We start from the raw sequence: 21,535 nt of genomic DNA on the forward strand, positions 1-21,535 counted from the left end.
TCGCGTGGCCGCGGCGTGTGGCGCGGCGACCCGGATCAGGTGAGGAGAAGGTCATGGTCAGGTCGGTTCCCGTGCGATCCATGACCGCACCATCGGGTGTGAGTCTACGGCTCCGCTCCTTTGAACCCCCGGATAGCTCCGGTGTGCCCGGCATCCGCTCACCTTCCTCTGCGCACGCGGACGGGGCAGGGTTGAATGGTGGGGTGAGCCACACCGCCCCGACCGACGCCGCCCTCGTCGCCGCGCTTCGCGCCGACCTGACCCGCGCCGGGTACACCGCTGACGCCGTCCGCCGGGTGTGGGGTCCGGTGGCCGATGCGGCGACCGGTCGCGGCCTGCACGGACCGGCCCTCCGGGCGCTCGAGGGCCGGGGTGACGCGCTCGCGGTGCTCTGCCGGACGCTGTTCCTGGGCACCGCGGCATCCGTCGCCGATGTCGACCGTGCCCTGCCGGAGACCGGTGCGAGGGGGCTTGCGGCACTCGGGCTCGTCACGGTGGACGGCGACACGGTGACCCCCGCGGTGCTGCTGCGTCCGCAGGATCTGGCGGATGCCGCGGGCGCCGTGTCGTGGTGGGTCGTGAGCGACCTCGACGAGGCGGCCGTGGGCGGCGCTCTGCCCACGGGGCATGTGCTCGGCGTCGGCGGCGCCTCGCTCACCCTCGCGGGACTGCAGCTGAGCACGCCGGCCGAGCGGGTGCTGGATCTTGGCACCGGCTGCGGGATCCAGGCGCTCCGAGCGCGTCGGGCCGCGCCGCAGGTCGTCGCCACCGACGTGTCGGAGCGGGCGCTCCGCTTCACGGAGCTGAACGCGGCGCTGAACGGTCTCGACGGCATCGAGACCCGCCACGGCAGCCTGTTCGAGCCGGTCGCCGGAGAGCGGTTCGACCGCGTCGTCTCCAATCCGCCGTTCGTCATCACGCCGCGGGTGGCGGGCGTGCCGGAGTACGAGTACCGGGATGCCGGGTTCGCCGGCGACGACCTCGTCGCCGCGTTCGTGTCGGGCGTCGGCGACGTGCTGACCTCGGGCGGCACCGCTCAGCTGCTCGGCAACTGGGAGTACCGCGACGGCCAGGACGGCCTCGAGCGGGTAAGGGGGTGGGTCGCGGCATCCGCTGTCCCTCTCGACGCGTGGATCGTGGAGCGCGAGCAGCTCGACCCGCTGTCGTACGCGGAACTGTGGGTGCGCGACGGCGGCACGGTGCCGGGCAGCCCCGAGTACGCGCGGCTCATCGACGCGTGGCTCGACGATTTCGCCGCCCGCGGCGTGACCGCCATCGGCTTCGGGTACCTGCTGCTGCGCCGGACGCCGATCGGGATGCCGCCGCTCGCCCGCTACGAGCGCGTGTCGCAGCCGGTCGCCGGTGCGCTCGGGCCCCACCTGGGCGAGGCGCTCGCCGCGTGGGACCGGCTGGGGCTCCTCGACGACGAGGCGCTCGCCGCGGCGACGGTCATCACGGCATCCGATGTCACCGAGGCCCGGCATCACCGTCCCGGTGAGGAGGACCCGACCGTCATCGAGCTCCGCCAGGGCGGCGGTTTCGCACGCGTCCTCGACGTCGATCCGGCGCTCGCGGCCCTCGTCGGCGCGAGCGACGGCGACCTGCCGGTCGGGGTGCTGATCGACGCGATCGCCGACCTGTTGGGAGCGGATGCCACGGCGCTGCGCGCTGATCTCCTGCCGCGCGTGCGCGAGCTGGTGTTCACGGGGTTCCTGCGGGTGGCGTGACGCCGCGGTGCGCGGCCGGGTCGGATTGCAACGGATCGTCGGCGACACACCGGTGAGGGATGCCGCGGCCCGGCGTGCCGCGCGGCATCCATCGCATCCGCGCACGGCCACGCCGGCATCTCGCATCCGTGCACGGCCACCGCGGAGCGCAGCACGCCGCGGATAGGCTGGAGATCATGCTGAATATGGCTGAGGGTCTCGCGCGCCTGGGCGCGCTCGCGGAGGCCCCGGTGACCGCCGCGCTGGGGCTCGCCTTCGCCGACGCCGGCTTCGAGCTCGCGATCGTGGGCGGGCCCGTCCGCGACGCCCTGCTCGGCCGCCGCACGAACGACCTCGACTACACGACGAACGCCCGCCCGGACGACATCCTCCGGATCGTGAAGCCGCTGTCGACGGCGACGTGGGACATCGGCCGCGCGTTCGGGACCATCGGCGCAAAGATCCAGGGCGAGCAGGTCGAGATCACGACGTACCGTGCCGACAGCTACGACGGCGTGACCCGCAAACCCACGGTCGCGTTCGGTGACACCCTCGAGCAGGACCTCGTCCGCCGCGACTTCACCGTCAACGCGATGGCCCTGCGCATCCCAGGCCCCGCGCTCGTCGACCCGACCGGCGGGGTCGAGGACCTCGTCGCCCAGACGCTGCGCACCCCCGCCGACCCCGCCGTGAGCTTCGGCGACGATCCGCTTCGCATGCTCCGCGCCGCGCGCTTCGCGAGCCAGCTCGACATGCAGGTCGCGGACGCGACCGTCGCGGCCATGGAGCGGCTCGCGACGACCCTCGAGATCGTGAGCCCCGAGCGCATCCAGGCCGAGCTCGTGAAGCTTCTCGCGACCGACCGGCCGCTTCCCGGCATCCGTCTGCTGGTGGAGACGGGTCTCATGGGCCTGTTCCTGCCGGAGGTGCCCGCCCTCCGTCTCGAGGTCGACGAGCACCACCACCACAAGGATGTCTACGAGCACTCGCTCACGGTGCTGCAGCAGGCGATCGACCTCGAGAAGGACCGGCACCCCGATGCCGCGCCCGACGTCACGCTGCGGCTCGCCGCGCTGCTGCACGACATCGGGAAGCCGGCGACGCGCAAGCTCGAGCCGGGCGGCGCCGTCAGCTTCCACCACCACGATGTGAAGGGCGCCCGCCTGGCACGCAAACGGCTGCAGGCGCTGCGGTTCGACAGCGACACGATCTCGGCGGTGACGCAGCTCATCGAGCAGCACTTGCGGTTCTTCGGGTACGCCGAGGGCGCGTGGACCGACTCCGCCGTGCGCCGCTACGTGCGCGACGCCGGTGAACAGCTCGAGCGCCTGCACATCCTCACGCGCGCCGACGTCACGACCCGCAACAAGCGCAAGGCGGGGCGTCTGCGCTCTGCCTACGACGACATCGAGACGCGGATCGCGCAGCTGGCCGAGCAGGAGGAGCTCGACGCGATGCGGCCCGAGATCGACGGCAACCGCATCCAGGAGATCCTCGGCATCCGTCCCGGCCGCGAGGTCGGCGAGGCGTACCGGTTCCTCCTCGACATCCGCCTCGACGAGGGTGTCATCGGGCCGGATGCCGCAGAGCAGCGCCTCCGCGAATGGTGGGCTGCCCGGGGGGCGTGAGGAAACCGTCCGGTCAGACGGACGTGATCGGCGTCACATCCGGCAGGTCGCGGTCCGCGACCATGAGGGCCGACGTGACCGACGCTACCGACAGGGCGGGATGCCGACAAGGGAGCCCTGGCGGAGGGCGCTCGGCCCCGCCTAAACTGAGCCGCGAACCCGCTCCTTCACCGTCGATCGGAGCCGAATGTCGTCGCCGTGGGCCGCGCGCACCGAGGTCACTCCCGGCACCTCGCGTCTGCTCGTCGAGCGCGCCCACGAGGAGCTGATCGCCGGCAACGCCGCCGATCCACGGATCGCCGCCGTACGCCCGGTCGTCCGCGATTCGTGGCGTCGCTCGCTGGCATCCGCTGTCGGTGTGGAATCCGTGCCGCGACTCGACTTTCCGACCAGCGAGCTCGAGGAGTACCGGCGTGCGCATCCCCTGGCCGGGGCGATGGCGATAGTGCGCAGTCTGCTGCTGCCCGGCAGCGCCGAGGATTCCGGCGTCGTGGTCGCCGTCGGCGACGCGGCGGGCCGGCTGCTGTGGGTCGAGGGCGACCGACAGGTGCGCAGCCTGACCGGAGCAATGGGTTTCGTCGCGGGGGCGAATTGGGCGGAGGATGCCGTGGGCACCAGCGCCCCGGGAACAGCGTTGGCCATCGACGGCTCGGTGCAGATCAGGCAGGCCGAACACTTCAATCGGCTCGTGCAGCCCTGGTCGTGCACGGCGGCGCCCGTTCATGACCCCGAGACGCGACGCCTCCTCGGGGTCATCGACGTGACCGGAAATCTGGAGGCGGCGACTCCGCAGGCTCGGCTCCTCGTCGACGCGACGGCGCGCGCGATCGAGGGCGAGCTGCTGGTCGCGCGGCTCCGGGCTGCCGCTGAGGCGCCGCGGCGCCGGAGCGCGCGCCCGCGCCGGGTGACGCATGCGACGCTGCACGTCCTAGGCCGCGACCGCGCCCTGCTGGAGGCGGCCGGCGAGACGTCCGGTACCGTTGTCGAGCTGACCGCGCGCCACGCCGAGATCCTGCTCATGCTGGCGACGCACCGGCAGGGTCTGTCCGCCGAGGCGCTCGCCGAGCTGGTCTACGGCGAGCCGGCGACGGAGACGCTGCGACCCGAGATGGTCCGGCTCCGCAAAGTGCTCGAGCGGGTCGCACCGCGCCTGGTCCCGGCATCCCGCCCCTACCGTCTCCCCGCGGAGCTCGAGACGGACGTCCAGCACGTGGTCTCCCTCCTCGATCGCGGCGCTCATCGCGTCGCGCTGTCGGCGTACCCCGGCCCGGTGCTGCCGGACTCCGTCGCGCCCGGCGTGGAGCAGCTGCGCACCTCGGTGCGCGCGACGATGCGCGAAGCCCTGATGGGCGAAGCCGGCGTCGACGTCCTGCTCGCCTACGCCGACACCGCCGACGGCGAGGGCGACGCCGACCTCCTCCGCCTGTGCCTGGGGATGCTCCCGGCCCGCTCGCCCAAGCGCGCCGGCGTCGTCGCCCGCCTCGAGCTGCTCGAGCCCCGCTGACCCCGATCCGCGCAACCCGATGCAACGTTGCGGGGCGTAGCGTCCCCGGCATCCGATATCGCGGCGGAGCCGCCGCGACCATGACGTCGAAGGAGACAGCATGACCATCGTCGAAGAGGGCGTCTCGAGCGTCTACGCCGCACCCGGCCAGAGGGGCGCGGTCGCGGAGTACCGCGCCCGGTACGGCCACTACATCGGCGGCGAGTTCGTCGAACCCGTGAAGGGCCAGTACTTCGAGAACATCACCCCGGTCACGGGCAAACCGTTCTGCGAGGTCGGACGCGGCACCGTCGAGGACATCGACCGCGCCGTCGAGGTCGCCTGGAAGGCGTTCGAGTCGTGGAAGAAGACGACGCCCGCCGAGCGCGCCGTCATCCTCAACAAGATCGCCGACCGCATCGAGCAGAACCTCGAAGCGATCGCCGTCGCCGAGACGTGGGAGAACGGCAAGCCGGTCCGCGAGACCCTCAACGCCGACATCCCGCTCATGGTCGACCACTTCCGCTACTTCGCGGGCGTGCTGCGGGCCCAAGAGGGTTCGCTCAGCCAGCTCGATGAAGACACCGTCGCGTACCACTTCCACGAGCCGCTCGGCGTGGTCGGGCAGATCATCCCGTGGAACTTCCCGCTGCTGATGGCGACGTGGAAGCTCGCCCCCGCGCTCGCCGCCGGCAACTGCGTCGTGCTGAAGCCGGCAGAGCAGACCCCGGCATCCATCCTGTTCCTGTTCGACATCATCGGCGACCTGTTGCCGGAGGGCGTCGTGAACATCGTGAACGGGTTCGGCATCGAAGCCGGCGCCCCGCTCGCGCAGCACAAGCGCATTCGCAAGGTCGCGTTCACGGGTGAGACCACGACCGGGCGGCTCATCATGCAGTACGCGTCGCAGAACCTCATCCCGGTGACCCTCGAACTCGGTGGCAAGTCGGCGAACGTGTTCTTCGACGACGTCGCGCGCGAGAAGGATGCCTACTACGACAAGGCGCTCGAAGGCTTCACGTTCTTCGCCCTCAACCAGGGCGAAGTGTGCACCTGCCCGTCGCGTGCGCTCATCCAGAAGTCGATGTACGACGGATTCCTCGCCGACGGCCTCGACCGTGTCGGCAAGATCGTGCAGGGCAACCCGCTCGACCCCGAGACGATGATCGGCGCGCAGGCCTCGAACGACCAGCTCGAGAAGATCCTCAGCTACATCGAGATCGGCAAGGAGGGCGGCGCGAAGCTGCTCGCCGGCGGTGAGCGGGTCGACCTCGGCGGCGAGCTGAGCGGCGGCTACTACGTCGCGCCGACCGTGTTCGAGGGCACGAACGACATGCGCATCTTCCAGGAGGAGATCTTCGGACCGGTGGTCTCGGTGACCTCGTTCACCGACTTCGCCGACGCGATGTCGATCGCCAACGACACCCTCTACGGCCTCGGCGCCGGTGTGTGGAGCCGCTCCGGCGACACCGCCTACCGCGCCGGCCGCGCCATCGAGGCGGGCCGCGTCTGGACGAACACGTACCACCAGTACCCCGCCCACTCCGCGTTCGGCGGCTACAAGCAGTCCGGCATCGGTCGCGAAAACCACCTCAAGATGCTCGACCACTACCAGCAGACGAAGAACCTGCTCGTGTCGTACGCCGAGGGCGCGATGGGATTCTTCTGAGTCTTCCGCTTCTTCTGAATCTCCCGTTTCGTCTGAGTCCTATGACCGAGACCATGTTCAGCAGGGTCGCCGTGACCGATGCCGCGGCGGCCCTGCTGCGCGACCTGACCGGGCAGCACGGCCCGCTGATGTTCCACCAGTCCGGCGGATGCTGCGACGGCAGTGCGCCCATGTGCTTCCCGGTGGGGATGTTCCTCACCGGACCGAGCGACGTGCACCTCGCGTCGCTCGAGGTCGGACTCGACGACCCCATGGAGGTCTACATCTCGGAGGCGCAGTTCGAGTACTGGAAGTACACCCACCTCACCATCGACGTCGTGCCCGGGCGCGGAGCGGGGTTCAGCGTCGAGGCGCCGACCGGCAACCGCTTCATCGTGCGCTCCCGGATGCTGGACGAGGACGAGCTCGTCGCGCTCGGTCTCGGCGAGGCCTGATCGCACGACTGGTGGCACGGCGGTCGGTGATGTTCACCCGGAGGCCACCTCGGCGACACCCTGTTTTGTGAGGATCGCGGGGTGTCCACCCCGATCCTCACCGTCATCCTGCCGGCGAAGGACGCGGGTCCCTACATCGGGACGACGTTGACGACGCTGGGGCGGCAGTTCGCGGTGCAGGAGCGGATGCGCCTGGTCATGATCGATGACGGGTCGACCGACGACACCCGCACCCAGGTCGAGCACTTCGCCCGGGACCTCGCCGATGTGCGCATCGTGTCGAACGGCGAGCCGGTCGGTCTCGCCGCGGCGCGCAATCAGGGCCTCGACCTCGTCGACACGGAGTTCTTCTGCTTCGTCGACGGCGATGACTGGATGCATCCGGGGCGCTTGGAAGACCTCGTCGCGACGATGTCGCGATTGGAATGCGACTTCGTCCGCACCGATCACATCACCGACACCGACGGCAGACGGCGGCTCGTGCGCGCCCCGTTCGGGCGCCGCGGACAGGTCCTGTCCCCGCGCGAGGCCATCCTCCCCGCCGACGAGACGACGATGGTCGACTATCCGTATGCCTGGGCGGGCATGTTCCACCGCCGCGTCCTCGATGACGGCCTCGCACACTTCCCGCCGGGCCTGTTCACCGCAGAGGACCGTCCCTGGATCTGGCGCCTGCACCTCGGCGCCTCGTCCTTCGCCGTCGTCGATGCCCCGCCGATCCTCTACCGCCGCGGCGTCAGCACGTCGCTCACGCAGGTGTTCGACCGCCGCCAACTCGACTTCCTGCCCGCCTTCGCGCAAGCGCTGGACGCGGTCGAGCAGGACCCGGATGCCGACAGGTTCCGCCCCAAGATCGTCACCACCACCCTGTCGGTGTGCGCATACCATCTCTTCCGCGCCCGAGCGATGGCGACGGCCGATCGCACGGCGCTGCGGCGCGGCATCCGAGATCTGCTGCGCTCCATTCCGGGTGACGAACTCGACGCATCGCTCTCGCGCCTGTCCGACCGCCGCCGTCGTGTCCTCGCAAGACTCGTGCGGGAGTCGCGCGTCTCATGACGCAGGTCTTCGTTCTGAACTCGGCCTATGGGCTGATGACGGCGGTGTCGGCGATCGACGCCGGCATCATCCCGCCCGGCGATCGCGTGCTGGTGGCGGTGAACACCGCGATCATCCCCGAAGCGGCACGAAGCATCGCCGAGGAAGCGGGGCTGGCCCCCCTCCGCGACCGCTTCGACCGGGTCATCGACCTGAACGCGCTGCTCACTCCTGTTCGTCCGGTCCACTGGCGCGTCCGCCACGAAGACGCGCCCGCGCTCGCCCGGCTGCTGTCTGCGGCGTGGGCACTGGGCGACACCGTCGAGCTCTACGTGCAGAGCCCGCAGGCTGCGCCGGCGCGGGAGTTCGTCGACATCTTCCCCGGCAGCCAGCTCCACATCATCGGCGACGGGCTCATGACGTACTCACCGATCCGGAACCGCTGGCCGCGGGTCGTCACCGATCGCATCGGGGGCGTCGTGTACGCCGACACCGTCGCCGGGGTCGAGCCGCTGCTGTTCGCGGAGACCGGCTCGGCGCGGCTGCCGGTGCCTGTCGAAACGCTTCGCCGCGTGATCGCGGAGGTCGCCGACAGTGCGGCCCCAGAAAGTGACCTGGTCTCGGGTGATCGCCCGGTGCTCGTCCTCGGCCAGTATCTCGCCGCGCTCCGGCTCATCTCCTCCGAGGAGGAGCAGGCGATGCAGCGCGACATGATCGACGCTGCGCGCCGGTGGGACCCCTCCGAGATCGTCTTCAAGCCGCACCCGTCATCCACACCTGACGTCATCGATCACCTCGCGGACCACGCCCGGACCCGCGGCATCCCGCTCCGGGTGTACCGCGGCGCGGCGCCGGCCGAAGTGCTCGCGGTGCGCACGCCCTTCGTGGGGGCGGTCGCCGGGTTCTCCACGGCCCTGCCGACTCTCCAGGCGCTGTCGCAGATCCCCATCGCCGCGGTCGGCACCGAACTTCTGCTCCACCGGTTGACGCCGTATGAGAACGGCAACCGCATCCCTGTCACGATCATCGACGCCCTCACCCGAGAAGAGCAGCCCTCTGATCTGCAGCAGCTCATCGACGCGGTCGGCTACGCCATGCAGCCCCGCACCGCCGCGCATCTGCGACCCCGCGCGGAGTCCTACCTCGCCGCGGCTCCCACCCCGGATCGGACCCGATACTTCTCGGCGAAGCGCCTCGGCGAACTCGGCCTGCCGGGAGGGAGCCGGCCCTCGTTGCTCGCCCGCACCCTCGCGTCTCGCGACGCGGCAAGCCGCTTCACCGAGGCGCAGCTCAGCGCGCGCGGTGCCGTCCGACGAGGACGCCGCGCGTGGAAGGCCCTGAAGGGAAGCTGATGCACACCGATCGGAGCTCCGTCGACGTCGTCGCGATCGTCCCGGCCCGGGGCGGGTCGAAGGGTGTGCCCGGCAAAAACCTCCGCCGGGTCGGCGGCATCCCCCTCGTCGTCCGGGCGATCCGGGCGGCGCAGGCCGCGGGTTCGGTCGATCTGGTCGTCGTCTCGACCGATGATGCGGCGATCGCGGACACGTCGCGCGACGCGGGCGCTCACGTCCTCGACCGCCCCGCGGAGATCTCCGGCGACACCGCCACCTCGGAGAGCGCCGTGCTGCACGCCCTCGCCACGCTGCGCCAGGACGGCATCACCCCTCAGGTGACCGCCTTCCTCCAGGCGACCAGCCCGTTCATCGATCCGGCGGCGCTCACCGAGGCGATCGCGGTGGTGCAGACCGGCCGGGCCGACAGCGTGTTCGCCGCGCGCGAGAGCTACGAGTTCGTCTGGCGACGGGATGCCGCGGGGCTCGCCCGCGCGGTGGGTCACGATGCCGCGCATCGCCCTCGGCGGCAGGATCGCGAACCGCATTTCGTCGAGACCGGCGCGTTCTACGTGTTCGACACCGACGGATTCCGCACCGCAGGCCACCGGTTCTTCGGCCGGACCCGCGTGGTCGAGGTTCCGGAGGTGACCGCCGTCGAGATCGACGATCCAGAGCAGCTGCGCTTCGCGTCAGCGCTCGCCAGAGTCGTCGACGGCGCAGGGCCGATCACCGCGACCGCCGTCGTCACCGACTTCGACGGTGTGCACACCGACGATTCGGCGTGGATCGACGCGGCCGGAGCCGAGCATGTCAGGGTGAGCCGGTCGGACGGCATGGGGGTCGGGCTGCTCCGACGTGCCGGCATCCCCCTCCTCATCCTGTCGACCGAGCAGAACCCCGTCGTCCGAGCTCGGGGCGAGAAGCTGCGGGTCGAGGTGCGGCAGGGAATCGACGACAAGGCCGCAGAACTGAGGCGCTGGGCGACCGAGCGCGGCGTCGACCTCGGCCACACCGCTTATCTCGGCAACGACGTGAACGACCTGCCCGCGATGGCCCTCGTCGGCTGGCCGGTCGCCGTCGCCGACGCCCACCCCGCCGTCCGGGAGGCCGCCCGGGTCGTGCTGCAGCGCGCCGGCGGAGACGGAGCGGTCCGCGAGCTGGCGGATTTGGTGCTCGCCGGGCGACGGCCCGGCCCCGGCCCGCACTGACCCTGCGAAGGCGCGCACCGCGACGAACCCGTCAGACCCTCGACCCGGCTCCGCCATCCGGGGTTCATCCGTCATTCACACCCGGCTCGCACCCTGGAGGTGTTCCGACGAAAGGACAACGTCATGACGGTCACCATCGGATCCCACGTCGTGGGTGGCGGCAACCCCGCGTACGTCATCGCCGAGATCGGGCTGAACCACAACGGCGACGTGGCCACCGCGAAGCAGCTCATCGACGTCGCCGCACGCGCGGGCGCGAACGCGGTGAAGTTCCAGAAGCGCACTCCCGAGATCGCGACGCCGCCGCACATGCGCGACACCCTGCGCGACACCCCGTGGGGCACGATGACCTACCTCGAGTACCGGCACCGCGTGGAGTTCGGACGCGACGAGTACATCGAGATCGGTGACCACGCCACGCTTCACGGTCTCGACTGGTTCGCGTCGCCGTGGGACGTGCCGAGCGTGCACTTCCTCGAAGATCTCGGTGTCGTCGCGCACAAGGTCGCCTCGGCCAGCCTCACCGACGTCGAGCTGCTGCAAGCCCTCCGCGAGACGGGGAAGCCGGTCATCCTCTCCACCGGAATGTCGACGATCGATCAGATCGATCACGCCCTCGGCGTCCTCGGCACCGACCGGACGATCCTCATGCACGCGACCTCGACCTATCCGATGGAGCCCGAGGAGGCGAACCTCAAGATGATCGCCACCCTCCGTGACCGCTATGCCGGCATCCCGATCGGGTACTCCGGCCACGAACGCGGCTTGCAGATTTCGCTGGCCGCCGTCGCGCTCGGAGCGGTGGCGGTGGAGCGTCACATCACCCTCGACCGCACCATGTGGGGCTCCGACCACGCGGCATCCCTCGAACCGTCCGGGCTCGAACTGCTCGTCCGCGACATCCGCGTGATCGAGGCGGCCCTGGGTGACGGGGTCAAGCGCATCTACGAGGGCGAGCTGGCGCCGATGGCGAAGCTCCGCCGCGTCCCGGCATGAGCGGGCGGGGGGACCGACCCGCACGCTTCCGGGTGGTCGCGATCGCCGACGCTGACTCGTTCGTGAAGTGGGCGGCGGCGCTCATCGACACCGCCCCCGACGTGCACCCGCATCTCCTCCTCGTCCGCACCCCGCTGACGGTCAGCATCGCGCAGGAACGCGCCGCGCTGAGCGGCACCGCGATCCGGCCCGACGCCGTCACCCGGATCGCCCACGAGGAGATCGCGTCCTGGCTGTCCCACGACCGTCCCGATGTCGTCGTGCTGGCCGGTCGCGGCCCGTTCGTCCGCCTCGTCATGCGTGAGATCGACCGGCTCGCACGCCGACCGGTCGTCGTGACCGGGATGCCGGGGATGTCGATCCCCGCCCAGCGCGGCGCGCTGCTGTACCGGCGCGAATCCGACCTGATGGTGGTCCACTCGCGTCGCGAGCTGCGGGCGTTCTCCGACCTCGCCGACCGGCTCGGGGTCGGGCTGCGCTTCGGATTGGCCACCCTCCCGTTCGCGAAGCCGCGCCCCGCCGAAGCGAGCACGGGAGACGATCTCGTCTTCGCGGCGCAGGCGATCGTGCCCCGCGATCCCGCCGACAGGCTCGCGCTCGCCGGGATCCTTCGATCGGCAGCAGCGGCGGATCCTTCGCGGCGGGTCGTCGTGAAGCTCCGCTCCCGTCCCGATCAGGGCGAGAGTGAGACGCACTTCGAGCGCACCGCCTTCGCCGATCTGTTGCAGAGCCGGCCCGAGAACCTGGTGTTCTCACACGATCCGATGGCCACTGCTCTCCAGCGCGCCGAAGGGCTGGTGACGGTCAGTTCCACGGCCGCCATCGAGGCCATCGCGATGGGAGTCCCCGTCATCGCGCTGGACACCTTCGGTGTGTCGAAGGAGCACCTCAACACGGTCTTCACCGGCAGTGGCGTCCAGGGGAGCGCCGCCGACGTGATCGCGCGGCGCTTCCGGCATCCGAACGAGCGGTGGAAGCTGGACAACTACTTCCACGATCCCGCCGAGTCCACCTGGTGGATCGACGTGCGCGAGCTCGTCGCGATGCGCCGGCGAGGCGATCTCCCCGCTCGGCGGGTGCCGCCACCGCGCGGCGGCGCGCTCCACCGGGCCTGGCAGCGCAAGGCCGTGCTCGGCGACGAGGACCGTTCCGTCGCGGGTGCGGTCGCGCTCATGGTCGGGGCACCGCTCGTCTGGACGATCCTCACCGTCCGCCGCATCTTCGGTGCGCGGGGCGCGGGCACCTGGTCGGACCCGGCGTCCGACATCACGGTGACCCCCGCCCGCTACCAGGACCCGATCGTGCGCCGGATGCCGCGGGTCGCCGTCGTCGGCGATTAGGTCGCCCGGGCGAGCCTCACCGCACGAGAGCGCCGATGACGTCCGCGAATTGCAGGACGAAGAAGGCGACGACGAAGAGCACGGTGACGATGATGCCGAGCCACGGCAGTCGCTGTTTCAGCCTCCGGCCCTCGGCTGCCACCCCCGGAGGCGGTCGCAGTGCTTCGACGGGAGAGGCGAAGGGGAGGGATGCCGCGCCGGTGGCGCCTGCTGCCATCGCACCCACCTCGTCGCCGGCCGCGACGTCGGCGGAGTGACCGGCCGTGGTGGCGGCGCTGTGCGCGGCGAGGCGGTCGTCGCGCCAGCGCTCCCACTGCGCGAGTTTGTCGAGGAGGGCCCCCACGACGGAGAACAGCCATGCCCAGGTGCCTGGGTCCAACGTCGCCAGCTGGCCCTTCCTGTACAGGAACATCCAGTCGTCGATGATCTCGACATCGAGCTGAGCGGCGTGGTCGATGAACCTCGCCATGATGTCGGGGGCGAACAGATAGAGCGCATCCTGCTCGTACCCTTCCGGGCAGTACAGGGTGAAGTGTCGGTCGAAGTCGCCCTCGAGGCTGAGCCGCTGGTCTTTGTCGAACGCCCGCGGCAGGTTGGAGCCGAAGAGGGCGTTGTTGCCGACCGCGTCGAGGACGATGTGCGGCAGGGGCGAGGCGAGCTTGATGGCGACATACCCCCAGCGGTGCGTCGTCTTGTTCTTGCCCGAGCCCGTCGTGTATCGGTAGTTCGCGAACTCCACGAAGCGGGGGCGCTCGCCGCGCACGATGTCGACCGCCTCCCGCGAGATCCCGTGACCGAAGATCATGCCGGGCAGCGACGGCGCCACGGCCCGCGGATACCAGGTGAGCCCGTTCGCCTGCGCGAACCGGTCCAGCCGGTACCCGCGCTCGGCTGAGCCGCGGACGTTCCGCACGATGAGGAGAGTCGCCCCGACCCCCACCGCTCCGATGACGAGGAGGGGGACGTACGACCCGAACCCGCCGCCGCGCGAGGCAGAGACGATCGCCCCGATGACCGTGTTCAGCAGCGTGATCCCGAAGAACAGCGCCAGGACCACGCCGAGGACGGTGCCCGCGACGCCGGTCCGGGGAGCGCGGCGCGAAGCGATGAGCTGGGCGCGGTGGGCCTTCACGGTGGCGCGATCGACCGGCTCGGTCAGGGGCGTCGGATCGAAGCTCATGCCCGCCACCGTACCGGGCGGCCGCGCGGCGGCGATCCGCGTCAGGGGGTGAGCGGGTCAGGCGCGTCGTAGCCGAGCACCGTGTCGGCGGGGATCACCGCCGCTTCGAGCCGCGGATCGGCGACGAGTGCTGCGACCAGCTCCGCCGACCCGCCGACGATCGTCGAGTCGAAGTCGATCTCGCCGACCAGCGCCCACGCGTGATCCGCGGGCCAGATCAGGTTCGGGCTTTGCGCGTTCGGCGCGAATCCGTGCGTTTCGCTTTTGAGATCGCGCCAGGGCACGCTCAACGCCCAGTCTTCGGCGGTGAACGCCGAGATCCCGCCGGCGAAGAGCACGAAGTCGCGGTTCGGGAGCCGCAAGCGTGGGCCCTCGGAGATCTCCTTCGAGAGGATCCCCTCCTGCCAGGTGCGCCTGCGGAACACGTTGTTCCAGACGTCCTTGACGCTGTTCCCGAGCATCGCGTTGTGACGCTGCACGGCGGCGGCGTCGTCGAGGTCACTCGCCTGATAGAAGGCGCGGGACGGACCGATCCCGAGATGACCGACGAGGCCGCCCCACCCTTCCCAGAGCGCCACGGCACCGGCATCCGGTGTCTGCGTGTGACCGGCCAGCACCCGCGCGAGGGATGTGAGGAGGTCGGCCGGCAGCGCACCCTCGTTGGGGTCGTGGTAGCGCCACCCGTCGGCGTCGCGCGGGTCGTCTTCCCGATTCGCGAGCGGGTCGAACCTCGCGAGGGAGTGCCACTGCGCCAGCGGATGCATGGTCGTCCCGAGCGCGGCCGCGGCCTGCGCCCACGTCACCTCCTCGCTCTCGATGATGAGATCGGGATGCCGCTCCATGAAGGCCGTCCACGCGCGGTCGTCGGAGTAGGGTGCGTCCGGCCAAGCCGCGCCGTGGGGCCGGTCGCGGGATGCCGGGTGGAAAACCCGCGCGTACGCCTCGAACCCCCGCGGCACGACGTCGTGCATCGTCCCCTGCCACGGATCGTCTATGCGCCCGCGCAGCCAGTCGCCGGCCGAGACGTCCGCGGTCCATTCCATGACGGCCACGGTACCGGGACACCCCGATTCCGCGGCGGGACGTGGCATCCGCTAGACTGTTGTGGTTGTCCGTCTGCGCCCATGCGCAATCAGTGCGGACACGTGCATCAACCCTCCTGATGCCGGGAACCGCCTGGCATCCGTTCTAGTCCGAAGGAGGTGGGTTAGTGACGCACATCCACCAGTACGAACTCATGGTGATTCTCGACCCCGAGATCGACGAGCGCCAGGTCGCTCCCAAGCTCGATGGGTTCCTGAAGGTCATCACCGCAGACGGTGGCTCGATCGACAACGTCGACGTCTGGGGCAAGCGCCGTCTGGCTTACGAGATCCAGAAGAAGAACGAGGGCATCTACGCCGTCGTCAACTTCACGGGTACCAGCGAGGCCACGCAGGAGCTCGACCGTCAGCTCAAGCTGAACGAGCAGATCATGCGCACCAAGGTCCTCCGTGCCGAGGAGGCGATCGCTCAGGTCGCCGCCGAGAAGGAGCGCGCTGAGGCCAAGGCTGCCCGCAAGGCTGCGAAGGCCTAAGGCTCATGGCCGGCGAGACCATCATCACGGTCGTGGGAAACCTCACGGCAGACCCCGAACTGCGCTACACGCAGAACGGCCTGCCCGTCGCGAACTTCACGATCGCGTCGACGCCGCGCAGCTTCGACCGTCAGGCCAACGAGTGGAAGGACGGCGAAGCGCTGTTCCTCCGCGCGTCGGTGTGGCGCGAGTTCGCTGAGCACGTGGCCGGCTCGCTCACCAAGGGCATGCGGGTCGTCGCGACCGGCCGCCTGAAGCAGCGCTCCTACCAGGACCGCGAAGGCAACAACCGCACGGCGATCGAGCTGGAGGTCGACGAGATCGGCCCCTCGCTCCGCTACGCCACTGCCCAGGTCACCCGCGCCGCGTCCAGCGGTGGCGGCGGTGGCGGTGGCAGCTTCGGCGGCGGTCAGCAGTCGCGTCCGCAGGTTCAGCAGGACGAGCCCTGGGCCACGCCCGGGTCCTCGGCCCCTGACGCCTGGAGCGCGCCCGGGACGAGCTACGGCGACGACACCCCGTTCTGATTCGAATTCCGGATGCCGCGAGGCGCGGCATCCACATCTCTTAAGGAAGACACATGGCTGGAAAGGCAACCGGCGATCGCCGCAAGCCGCGGAAGGGCGCGAAGAACGCCGCTCCCGCGAAGGCGATCCGCGTCGGCGTCATCGACTACAAGGACGTCGCGACGCTTCGTAAGTTCATCTCGGAGCGCGGGAAGATCCGCGCCCGTCGTATCACCGGAGTCTCGGTGCAGGAGCAGCGTCTGATCGCCAAGGCGATCAAGAACGCCCGCGAAATGGCGCTCCTGCCCTACGCCGGCGCTGGCCGGTAAGGAGCACCGACATGGCAAAGCTGATTCTCACGAACGAGGTCGCCGGGCTCGGTAGCGCCGGCGACGTCATCGAGGTCAAGAACGGGTACGCCCGCAACTACCTCATCCCCCAGGGCTTCGCAGTGGCCTGGACCCGCGGTGGCGAGAAGCAGGTGGCATCCATCCGTGCCGCCCGCGAGGCCCGCGCGATCCACGACCACGAAGAGGCTGTGGCGCTCAAGAACACCCTCGAGTCCAACACCGTGAAGCTGGCCGTCACGGCCGGTGCCGAAGGACGTCTCTTCGGTTCGGTCAAGACCGCCGATGTCGCCGACGCCGTCAAGGCTGCGGGTCTCGGTGACCTCGACAAGCGCAAGATCCACATCACCTCGCCGATCAAGGCCGTGGGCGAGCACGAGGCGACCGTTCGCCTCCGTGACGACCTCACCGCCGTGATCACCCTGCAGGTGGTCGCCGCCAAGTAATCCTGGCGCGCATCACGGATGCCGCGATCCCACGCTCTGCGTCGGGTCGCGGCATCCGTCGTTGAATGGGGTTGGTTCTGGTCACACCCCGGGTTAGCCTTGCGGGACATCCGGCCAACAAGGGGGTTAGAGGGATGCGCACCCGGGGGAAGACGATCATCGCGGCGGCTGCGGCCGCGTTGCTGCTGCTTGGCGGGGCTGTCACGCCTGCGCAGTCCGCGACGAAGCCGGCCGGTGCCATCCAGCCGATGTCCTCGTACGCGGGGGTGGTGGATTTCGCGCTCAGCCCGGACGGGTCGACGGCGTACGTGACGACCGAAAAGCGAGGCGTCGATGTCGTCGACACGGCGACGGGCAAGCGGAAGGCGCGAATCGATATGGCTGCGAGGGCAGACCTTGCCCTTTCGCCAGACGGTCGTGTGCTGGTGGCGGGCAATTGGTATCCGAACGCCGGCCATCGGGTGCACGTCATCTCGACGGCGACCAAGAAGATCGTTCGCACCATCGCGCCGAAGGCAGTACGTGGGCAAGGAAGTTCAATGGTCTTCGGGCCGAGTGGCGTCGGCGTGTACCTCACGAACTCGACGACGGTCCAAATCCTCAACACTCGCACGGGGGCGGTCCGGACTCTGATGACGTTCCCGCAGTTCTCGGTCGACTGGCCCGGCGACGTTCTGCCAACGAGTGACGGTCGGCGCCTCTACGTGATTGACTCCAGTCCCATGGACGGCAAGCCGCGGCTCTGGGCGATCAACGCCAAGACGGGAGAGATCGGGAAGCGCATCGACCTCTGGAAGGCCGGCTCGCCGGTCGTCGAGGCGGGCGCCTCATTCTCGAAGAACGGGAAGGCGCTGTACATTCCGGCGGGAGACATCGACGGATTGGTCCGGCTCCTCGTGTACCGGATCCCGGAGGCCACACTCGCGAGGACGATCGAACTGGGTGACCTCGGCTCTCCCGAGGGCGTCGTGGCGTCGAATGACGCGCGGAGTCTGTTCGTCGCAGACCTCCCGAACGGTGGTGTGTCGAAGATCGTCGCCTCCAGTGGCGTCGTCACCGACCAGCAACCGGTGGGGAAATGGCTGAGGGAGATCGAGATCTCGCGTGACGGCAGCACGCTGGCGGTCATCGACATCACCGCTGACGACCTCGACGACATCCGGTACGAGGATGTCCTCTTGCGCTTCCTCAAGACCGGCGAGTAGGACGAGTCGCCGACGCCTCGCGCACGGGCCCGATGCGGTCCGAGGAACCCAACTACACCCTGGGTGACTGAGTGCCCGATTGTCGGCGGGTCTGCGGTGGTGCCGGCGCGCGTCATACCGCGACGGGGGCGCGACGCGCGCGGCAGAATTCTCACTTGACTTTCGCAGAGTTCTACACATGAGGCTCCTCGAACTCACAACCTTCAACTCCCGCTTTAAGCACATCTCCCATTCACAGCCTGTGTGAAATAAAACCCCAGATAAACACCGAAATAAGCGCACCCGATCCGGCGGATTCGACGAGTTTTCCACAGCCCTTGCTCACAGACGAGGCGGCGTTTCCCGCAATCTCTCCACAGAGTTATCCACAGGGTGGTTTGCGAGTGTCGGAGGCCGCTCCTAACGTGTCGGGAGGCCATCCAGCTGGCCGGGGAAAAGGGGATTCATGTCGATCGCGGATCTGTCGGACGACCGCCTCGGCGGACCCCGCGGAGCCGAGCGAGTCCCGCCGCACGACATGCTTGCAGAGCAGAGCACTCTGGGTGGCATGCTGCTCTCCGGCGACGCGGTCGCCGACGTCATCGAGGCGCTTCGCGGCACCGATTTCTACGTCCCCAAGCACGAGCTCATCTTCGAAGCGGTCCTCTCGCTCTACTCGCACGGTGAACCCACCGATGTCGTCGCGGTCACCGACGAGCTCATCAAGACCGGCGACCTGCAGCGGGCCGGCGGCGCGGACTACCTGCACTCGCTGACCTCGATCGTTCCGACTGCGGCGAACGCCGCGTACTATGCGTCGATCGTCCGCGAGCGGGCTCTGCTGCGACGCCTCGTCGAAGCCGGCACCCGGATCGTCCAGATGGGCTACAACGGCCAGGGCGAAGCGCTCGACCTCGTCAACAACGCGCAGGCCGAGATCTACTCCGTCACAGGTGCCGAGCAGTCCGAGGACTACGTTCCCCTACAGGTGGCCGTCGACGCTGCCGTGGAGGAGATCGAGGCGGCACGGGGTCGAGACGGTCAGATGACCGGCATCCCGACCGGGTTCGCAGGGCTCGATCAGCTCACCAACGGTCTGCACGGCGGTCAGATGATCGTCGTCGCGGCCCGCCCCGCAATGGGTAAGTCCACGCTCGCGCTCGACTTCGCCCGCGCCGCAGCGATCAAGCACAACCGGCCGACGGTCTTCTTCTCCCTCGAAATGGGCCGCAGCGAGATCGCGATGCGTCTGATGAGCGCCGAAGGGTCCGTGCCGCTGCAGAGCATGCGCAAGGGAATGCTGGACAGCCGCGACTGGACGACGATCGCGTCGACGCGTGGCCGCATCAACGATGCGCCCCTCTACATCGACGACAGCCCGAACATGACGCTCGTCGAGATCCGGGCGAAGTGCCGCAAGCTGAAGCAGCGGGTGGGTCTGGAGATGGTCGTGATCGACTACCTCCAGCTCATGACCAGTGGCAAGCGCGTCGAGTCGCGTCAGCAGGAGGTCTCGGAATTCTCGCGTGCGCTGAAGCTGCTCGCGAAGGAGCTGCAGGTGCCGGTCATCGCACTGTCGCAGCTGAACCGTGGACCCGAGCAGCGTGCCGACAAGAAGCCCGCGATCAGCGACCTGCGTGAGTCGGGCTCGATCGAGCAGGATGCCGACATGGTGATCCTGCTGCACCGCGAGGCCGCCTACGAGAAAGACAGCCCTCGCGCCGGCGAGGCCGACCTGATCGTCGCGAAGCACCGTAACGGCCCCACCGACACCGTCGTCGTCGCCTTCCAGGGCCACTTCTCCCGCTTCACCGACATGGCCGTCGGGATGGACTGACGTGTCGGATCCGCGTGAAAGTTGCGGATACCGCGCCACCTTGCGAGCTACATTGCGGACTCGCAAACTGTGACGGTAGGCGCGCCTCTCGTAGGTAGGCGCGTAGGGGCCTCAGCAGGGCGTAGTTCGAGGAAGGCTCAGCCCCATTGCTGGCGTCGCCACTGGCGGCGATAGTCGGGGTGATCTGCGTAGGCGGAAGCGAGTTCCAGCAGCACGGCCTCGAGGGTCTCGGAAGTTGCGGCAGGCGCCGCGCGAAAGGCCTCGATGATCCGGCGCTTTGCGGCGCACTCCGCCTCCAGTCGCTGGTAGTCCACCGCGACGATCATCCGTTCGGGATCGAACGCGAACTGGGTTGCCCAGGCGCTGAACTGCGCGTCGTCTGTCGGCGACACGGATGCGACATAATCAGCGATTCGCTCGTCTTCCTCCACACGCGTCAGCAGGAAATCCACGAGCGCAGTTGAGTCATCGGGCATGGCCGCTAATCGAGGGGTCGTGCGAGTACGTCGAGTACGTCCGTGCGACGTCGCCGGTAGAGAACGGTTCGGTCGGGGCCCTGATGTGTGGCGCGCTCGATCACGCCGGCGCGCTGCAGGCGTCCCACAATGCCGTGGACGATGCTCCCTGCCAATCCCGTCAGCGACGCGATCTGCGGCGCTGAGAATTCCTCGCCGTCGATTGTGGCGATTGCAGCGATCACTGTGTGCATGTGCACGCTACTGAACAGCGCCTTGGAGGCTTCGGCTTCAGTGATCGACGATCCCGTCACGAGTCAGAGTTTCCCACATATGCCACTAGTGAATGTCACATTCATGACTAGCGATTCGCGGTTCACGACTAGCGGTACGATACCCAAACGCAACGTCGGGCTCGCGGGAGGGAGTCGTGCGGTGACTACTGAAGAGGTCTTGGTAAGGGTGGATGTGGACAAGGTGGTCCGCATTCCAGCTTGCGAGGTGTCCAGAGACAAGGTGGCGATGGGCCTGCCGTTCCGGGCCGCGATGTCGCGGCGAGGGCAGCGTCACTTTCCAGGCTGGTACTGGGCAGCAACGATGTCGGGCCTTGTCTGGTACGAGTCGCGCCTGGAACTGAGCCGTCTTCAGTTGGCCGACTTCGATCCCCAGGTCATCTGGATGGGCTCGCAGCCGTTCCAACTCGTACGGGCGGACGCGGCGCGTACTCGCAGGCACGTCCCCGACTTCCTGTTCGGACTCGAAGATGGGCGAATGCGTGTGGTGGACGTAAAGCCACGAGACAGGCTCACAAGGCCGAAGGTGCGGATGCAGTTCGACTGGACCCGCGAAGTCGTCGAGGGGTGGGGCTGGGAGTACCGTGTGGAGTCCGAGCCTGACCCGGTGCTGGCGCGGAACGTGCGATTCCTCGCTGGGTATCGACGCGTGTCTCAATTCCTCCCAGATGAGGTCGACGCAGCCATCGCCGCGGTCACCGCACCGACCAGCGTCGGAGCTGCAATCCGGCAGGTCACAGGGTGGCGTCCCCTGGGGTGGTGTAGTTCTCGGTGCTGGGTGTCACGTCGTTGACGTGGTGAGCCATCGTGCGATGGTCAGTGAGAACCGACTAAAGCTACTCACAGAAAGACACGACGCACGATGGCTCTTGACCAGT

The 21,535-nt window shown here is 69.0% G+C and carries 21 protein-coding genes; 17 read left to right on the plus strand and 4 right to left on the minus strand.

Going from position 1 to position 21,535, the window contains the following annotated elements; genetic code table 11:
• Nucleotides 1-203 precede the first annotated feature (203 nt).
• The 10 genes from ACHFGS_RS10090 (at nt 204) to ACHFGS_RS10135 (ending at nt 12,836) form a co-directional block, all read left to right on the plus strand.
• The gene (locus ACHFGS_RS10090) at nt 204-1,727 is read left to right on the plus strand and encodes a methyltransferase (protein ID WP_394280207.1); all 1,524 of its coding nucleotides are present in this window, start codon (nt 204-206) and stop codon (nt 1,725-1,727) included.
• Nucleotides 1,728-1,903: 176 nt separating this feature from the next.
• Nucleotides 1,904-3,334, plus strand: coding sequence for a CCA tRNA nucleotidyltransferase (locus tag ACHFGS_RS10095; protein WP_394280208.1), 1,431 nt, complete (start codon nt 1,904-1,906; stop codon nt 3,332-3,334).
• A gap of 187 nt (nt 3,335-3,521) precedes the next feature.
• The gene (locus ACHFGS_RS10100) at nt 3,522-4,838 is read left to right on the plus strand and encodes a GAF domain-containing protein (protein WP_394280209.1); all 1,317 of its coding nucleotides are present in this window, start codon (nt 3,522-3,524) and stop codon (nt 4,836-4,838) included.
• Between the two features lie 100 nt (nt 4,839-4,938).
• The gene (locus ACHFGS_RS10105) at nt 4,939-6,486 is read left to right on the plus strand and encodes an aldehyde dehydrogenase family protein (protein WP_394280210.1); all 1,548 of its coding nucleotides are present in this window, start codon (nt 4,939-4,941) and stop codon (nt 6,484-6,486) included.
• A gap of 41 nt (nt 6,487-6,527) precedes the next feature.
• Nucleotides 6,528-6,920, plus strand: coding sequence for a DUF779 domain-containing protein (locus ACHFGS_RS10110; RefSeq protein WP_394280211.1), 393 nt, complete (start codon nt 6,528-6,530; stop codon nt 6,918-6,920).
• An 81-nt stretch (nt 6,921-7,001) separates the two neighbouring features.
• The gene (locus tag ACHFGS_RS10115) at nt 7,002-7,979 is read left to right on the plus strand and encodes a glycosyltransferase family 2 protein (RefSeq protein ID WP_394280212.1); all 978 of its coding nucleotides are present in this window, start codon (nt 7,002-7,004) and stop codon (nt 7,977-7,979) included.
• Nucleotides 7,976-9,310 carry a polysialyltransferase family glycosyltransferase gene (locus ACHFGS_RS10120; protein WP_394280213.1) on the plus strand — a complete coding sequence of 445 codons (1,335 nt, stop codon included), beginning with the start codon at nt 7,976-7,978 and terminating at the stop codon, nt 9,308-9,310. The genes ACHFGS_RS10115 and ACHFGS_RS10120 overlap by 4 nt, the downstream gene beginning before the upstream one ends.
• Nucleotides 9,310-10,500 (plus strand): cytidylyltransferase domain-containing protein, encoded by a 1,191-nt coding sequence (locus ACHFGS_RS10125; RefSeq protein WP_394289435.1) that lies wholly within the window; start codon nt 9,310-9,312, stop codon nt 10,498-10,500. Before ACHFGS_RS10120 ends, ACHFGS_RS10125 begins: the two co-directional genes overlap by 1 nt.
• A gap of 123 nt (nt 10,501-10,623) precedes the next feature.
• Nucleotides 10,624-11,496 carry an N-acetylneuraminate synthase family protein gene (locus tag ACHFGS_RS10130; RefSeq protein ID WP_394280214.1) on the plus strand — a complete coding sequence of 291 codons (873 nt, stop codon included), beginning with the start codon at nt 10,624-10,626 and terminating at the stop codon, nt 11,494-11,496.
• Nucleotides 11,493-12,836, plus strand: a complete 1,344-nt coding sequence (locus ACHFGS_RS10135; RefSeq protein ID WP_394280215.1) for a DUF6716 putative glycosyltransferase — start codon at nt 11,493-11,495, stop codon at nt 12,834-12,836. The genes ACHFGS_RS10130 and ACHFGS_RS10135 overlap by 4 nt, the downstream gene beginning before the upstream one ends.
• Nucleotides 12,837-12,852: 16 nt before the next feature.
• Here the strand turns inward: ACHFGS_RS10135 and ACHFGS_RS10140 are convergent, their stop codons facing one another.
• Both ACHFGS_RS10140 and ACHFGS_RS10145 read right to left on the minus strand, forming a co-directional pair.
• Nucleotides 12,853-14,016 carry a hypothetical protein gene (locus tag ACHFGS_RS10140; RefSeq protein ID WP_394280216.1) on the minus strand — a complete coding sequence of 388 codons (1,164 nt, stop codon included), beginning with the start codon at nt 14,014-14,016 and terminating at the stop codon, nt 12,853-12,855.
• A gap of 41 nt (nt 14,017-14,057) precedes the next feature.
• Entirely contained in the window at nt 14,058-15,059 is a 1,002-nt protein-coding gene (locus tag ACHFGS_RS10145; protein ID WP_394280217.1) for a hypothetical protein, read from the minus strand.
• Nucleotides 15,060-15,226: 167 nt separating this feature from the next.
• On the opposite strand from ACHFGS_RS10145, the gene rpsF reads away from it, so the two are divergent.
• The 6 genes from rpsF to dnaB all read left to right on the plus strand — a co-directional run bounded on the left by rpsF (nt 15,227) and on the right by dnaB (nt 19,909).
• Complete coding sequence (gene rpsF, locus ACHFGS_RS10150; RefSeq protein ID WP_394289436.1) at nt 15,227-15,592, plus strand: 30S ribosomal protein S6; 366 nt, start codon at nt 15,227-15,229, stop codon at nt 15,590-15,592.
• Nucleotides 15,593-15,597: 5 nt separating this feature from the next.
• On the plus strand, nt 15,598-16,116 hold the full coding sequence (locus ACHFGS_RS10155; RefSeq protein ID WP_394278379.1) for a single-stranded DNA-binding protein: 519 nt from the start codon (nt 15,598-15,600) through the stop codon (nt 16,114-16,116).
• 53 nt (nt 16,117-16,169) lie between these two features.
• On the plus strand, nt 16,170-16,424 hold the full coding sequence (gene rpsR, locus ACHFGS_RS10160) for a 30S ribosomal protein S18 (protein WP_005054609.1): 255 nt from the start codon (nt 16,170-16,172) through the stop codon (nt 16,422-16,424).
• A gap of 11 nt (nt 16,425-16,435) precedes the next feature.
• A complete protein-coding gene (rplI, locus tag ACHFGS_RS10165) occupies nt 16,436-16,888 on the plus strand; it encodes a 50S ribosomal protein L9 (protein WP_394278378.1) in 453 nt (150 codons plus the stop codon).
• Nucleotides 16,889-16,959: 71 nt separating this feature from the next.
• The gene (locus ACHFGS_RS10170) at nt 16,960-18,093 is read left to right on the plus strand and encodes a YncE family protein (RefSeq protein WP_394289437.1); all 1,134 of its coding nucleotides are present in this window, start codon (nt 16,960-16,962) and stop codon (nt 18,091-18,093) included.
• Between the two features lie 445 nt (nt 18,094-18,538).
• Complete coding sequence (gene dnaB / locus ACHFGS_RS10175; RefSeq protein WP_394278376.1) at nt 18,539-19,909, plus strand: replicative DNA helicase; 1,371 nt, start codon at nt 18,539-18,541, stop codon at nt 19,907-19,909.
• A 137-nt stretch (nt 19,910-20,046) separates the two neighbouring features.
• Here dnaB and ACHFGS_RS10180 read toward each other — a convergent pair whose 3' ends face one another.
• The gene (locus ACHFGS_RS10180; RefSeq protein ID WP_394278375.1) at nt 20,047-20,361 is read right to left on the minus strand and encodes a DUF6221 family protein; all 315 of its coding nucleotides are present in this window, start codon (nt 20,359-20,361) and stop codon (nt 20,047-20,049) included.
• Nucleotides 20,362-20,390: 29 nt separating this feature from the next.
• Nucleotides 20,391-20,678, minus strand: coding sequence for a hypothetical protein (locus ACHFGS_RS10185; protein WP_394278374.1), 288 nt, complete (start codon nt 20,676-20,678; stop codon nt 20,391-20,393).
• Nucleotides 20,679-20,799: 121 nt separating this feature from the next.
• Between ACHFGS_RS10185 and ACHFGS_RS10190 the strand changes: the two genes are divergently transcribed.
• Nucleotides 20,800-21,450, plus strand: a complete 651-nt coding sequence (locus tag ACHFGS_RS10190; protein WP_394289438.1) for a TnsA-like heteromeric transposase endonuclease subunit — start codon at nt 20,800-20,802, stop codon at nt 21,448-21,450.
• Nucleotides 21,451-21,535: the final 85 nt, after the last annotated feature.

The sequence above is a fragment of the Microbacterium sp. genome, assembly GCF_043427715.1.
GTDB lineage: Bacteria > Actinomycetota > Actinomycetes > Actinomycetales > Microbacteriaceae > Microbacterium.

What these genes read in the sequence shown, in the direction of transcription:
- dnaB (WP_394278376.1), top strand. Translation starts at nt 18,539, where the DNA reads ATGTCGATCGCGGATCTGTCGGACGACCGCCTCGGCGGACCCCGCGGA.
- rplI (WP_394278378.1), top strand. Translation starts at nt 16,436, where the DNA reads ATGGCAAAGCTGATTCTCACGAACGAGGTCGCCGGGCTCGGTAGCGCC.
- ACHFGS_RS10105 (WP_394280210.1), top strand. Translation starts at nt 4,939, where the DNA reads ATGACCATCGTCGAAGAGGGCGTCTCGAGCGTCTACGCCGCACCCGGC.
- ACHFGS_RS10095 (WP_394280208.1), top strand. Translation starts at nt 1,904, where the DNA reads ATGCTGAATATGGCTGAGGGTCTCGCGCGCCTGGGCGCGCTCGCGGAG.
- ACHFGS_RS10110 (WP_394280211.1), top strand. Translation starts at nt 6,528, where the DNA reads ATGACCGAGACCATGTTCAGCAGGGTCGCCGTGACCGATGCCGCGGCG.
- ACHFGS_RS10135 (WP_394280215.1), top strand. Translation starts at nt 11,493, where the DNA reads ATGAGCGGGCGGGGGGACCGACCCGCACGCTTCCGGGTGGTCGCGATC.
- rpsR (WP_005054609.1), top strand. Translation starts at nt 16,170, where the DNA reads ATGGCTGGAAAGGCAACCGGCGATCGCCGCAAGCCGCGGAAGGGCGCG.
- ACHFGS_RS10125 (WP_394289435.1), top strand. Translation starts at nt 9,310, where the DNA reads ATGCACACCGATCGGAGCTCCGTCGACGTCGTCGCGATCGTCCCGGCC.
- ACHFGS_RS10120 (WP_394280213.1), top strand. Translation starts at nt 7,976, where the DNA reads ATGACGCAGGTCTTCGTTCTGAACTCGGCCTATGGGCTGATGACGGCG.
- ACHFGS_RS10140 (WP_394280216.1), bottom strand. Translation starts at nt 14,016, where the DNA reads ATGAGCTTCGATCCGACGCCCCTGACCGAGCCGGTCGATCGCGCCACC.
- ACHFGS_RS10130 (WP_394280214.1), top strand. Translation starts at nt 10,624, where the DNA reads ATGACGGTCACCATCGGATCCCACGTCGTGGGTGGCGGCAACCCCGCG.
- ACHFGS_RS10155 (WP_394278379.1), top strand. Translation starts at nt 15,598, where the DNA reads ATGGCCGGCGAGACCATCATCACGGTCGTGGGAAACCTCACGGCAGAC.
- ACHFGS_RS10145 (WP_394280217.1), bottom strand. Translation starts at nt 15,059, where the DNA reads ATGGAATGGACCGCGGACGTCTCGGCCGGCGACTGGCTGCGCGGGCGC.
- ACHFGS_RS10100 (WP_394280209.1), top strand. Translation starts at nt 3,522, where the DNA reads ATGTCGTCGCCGTGGGCCGCGCGCACCGAGGTCACTCCCGGCACCTCG.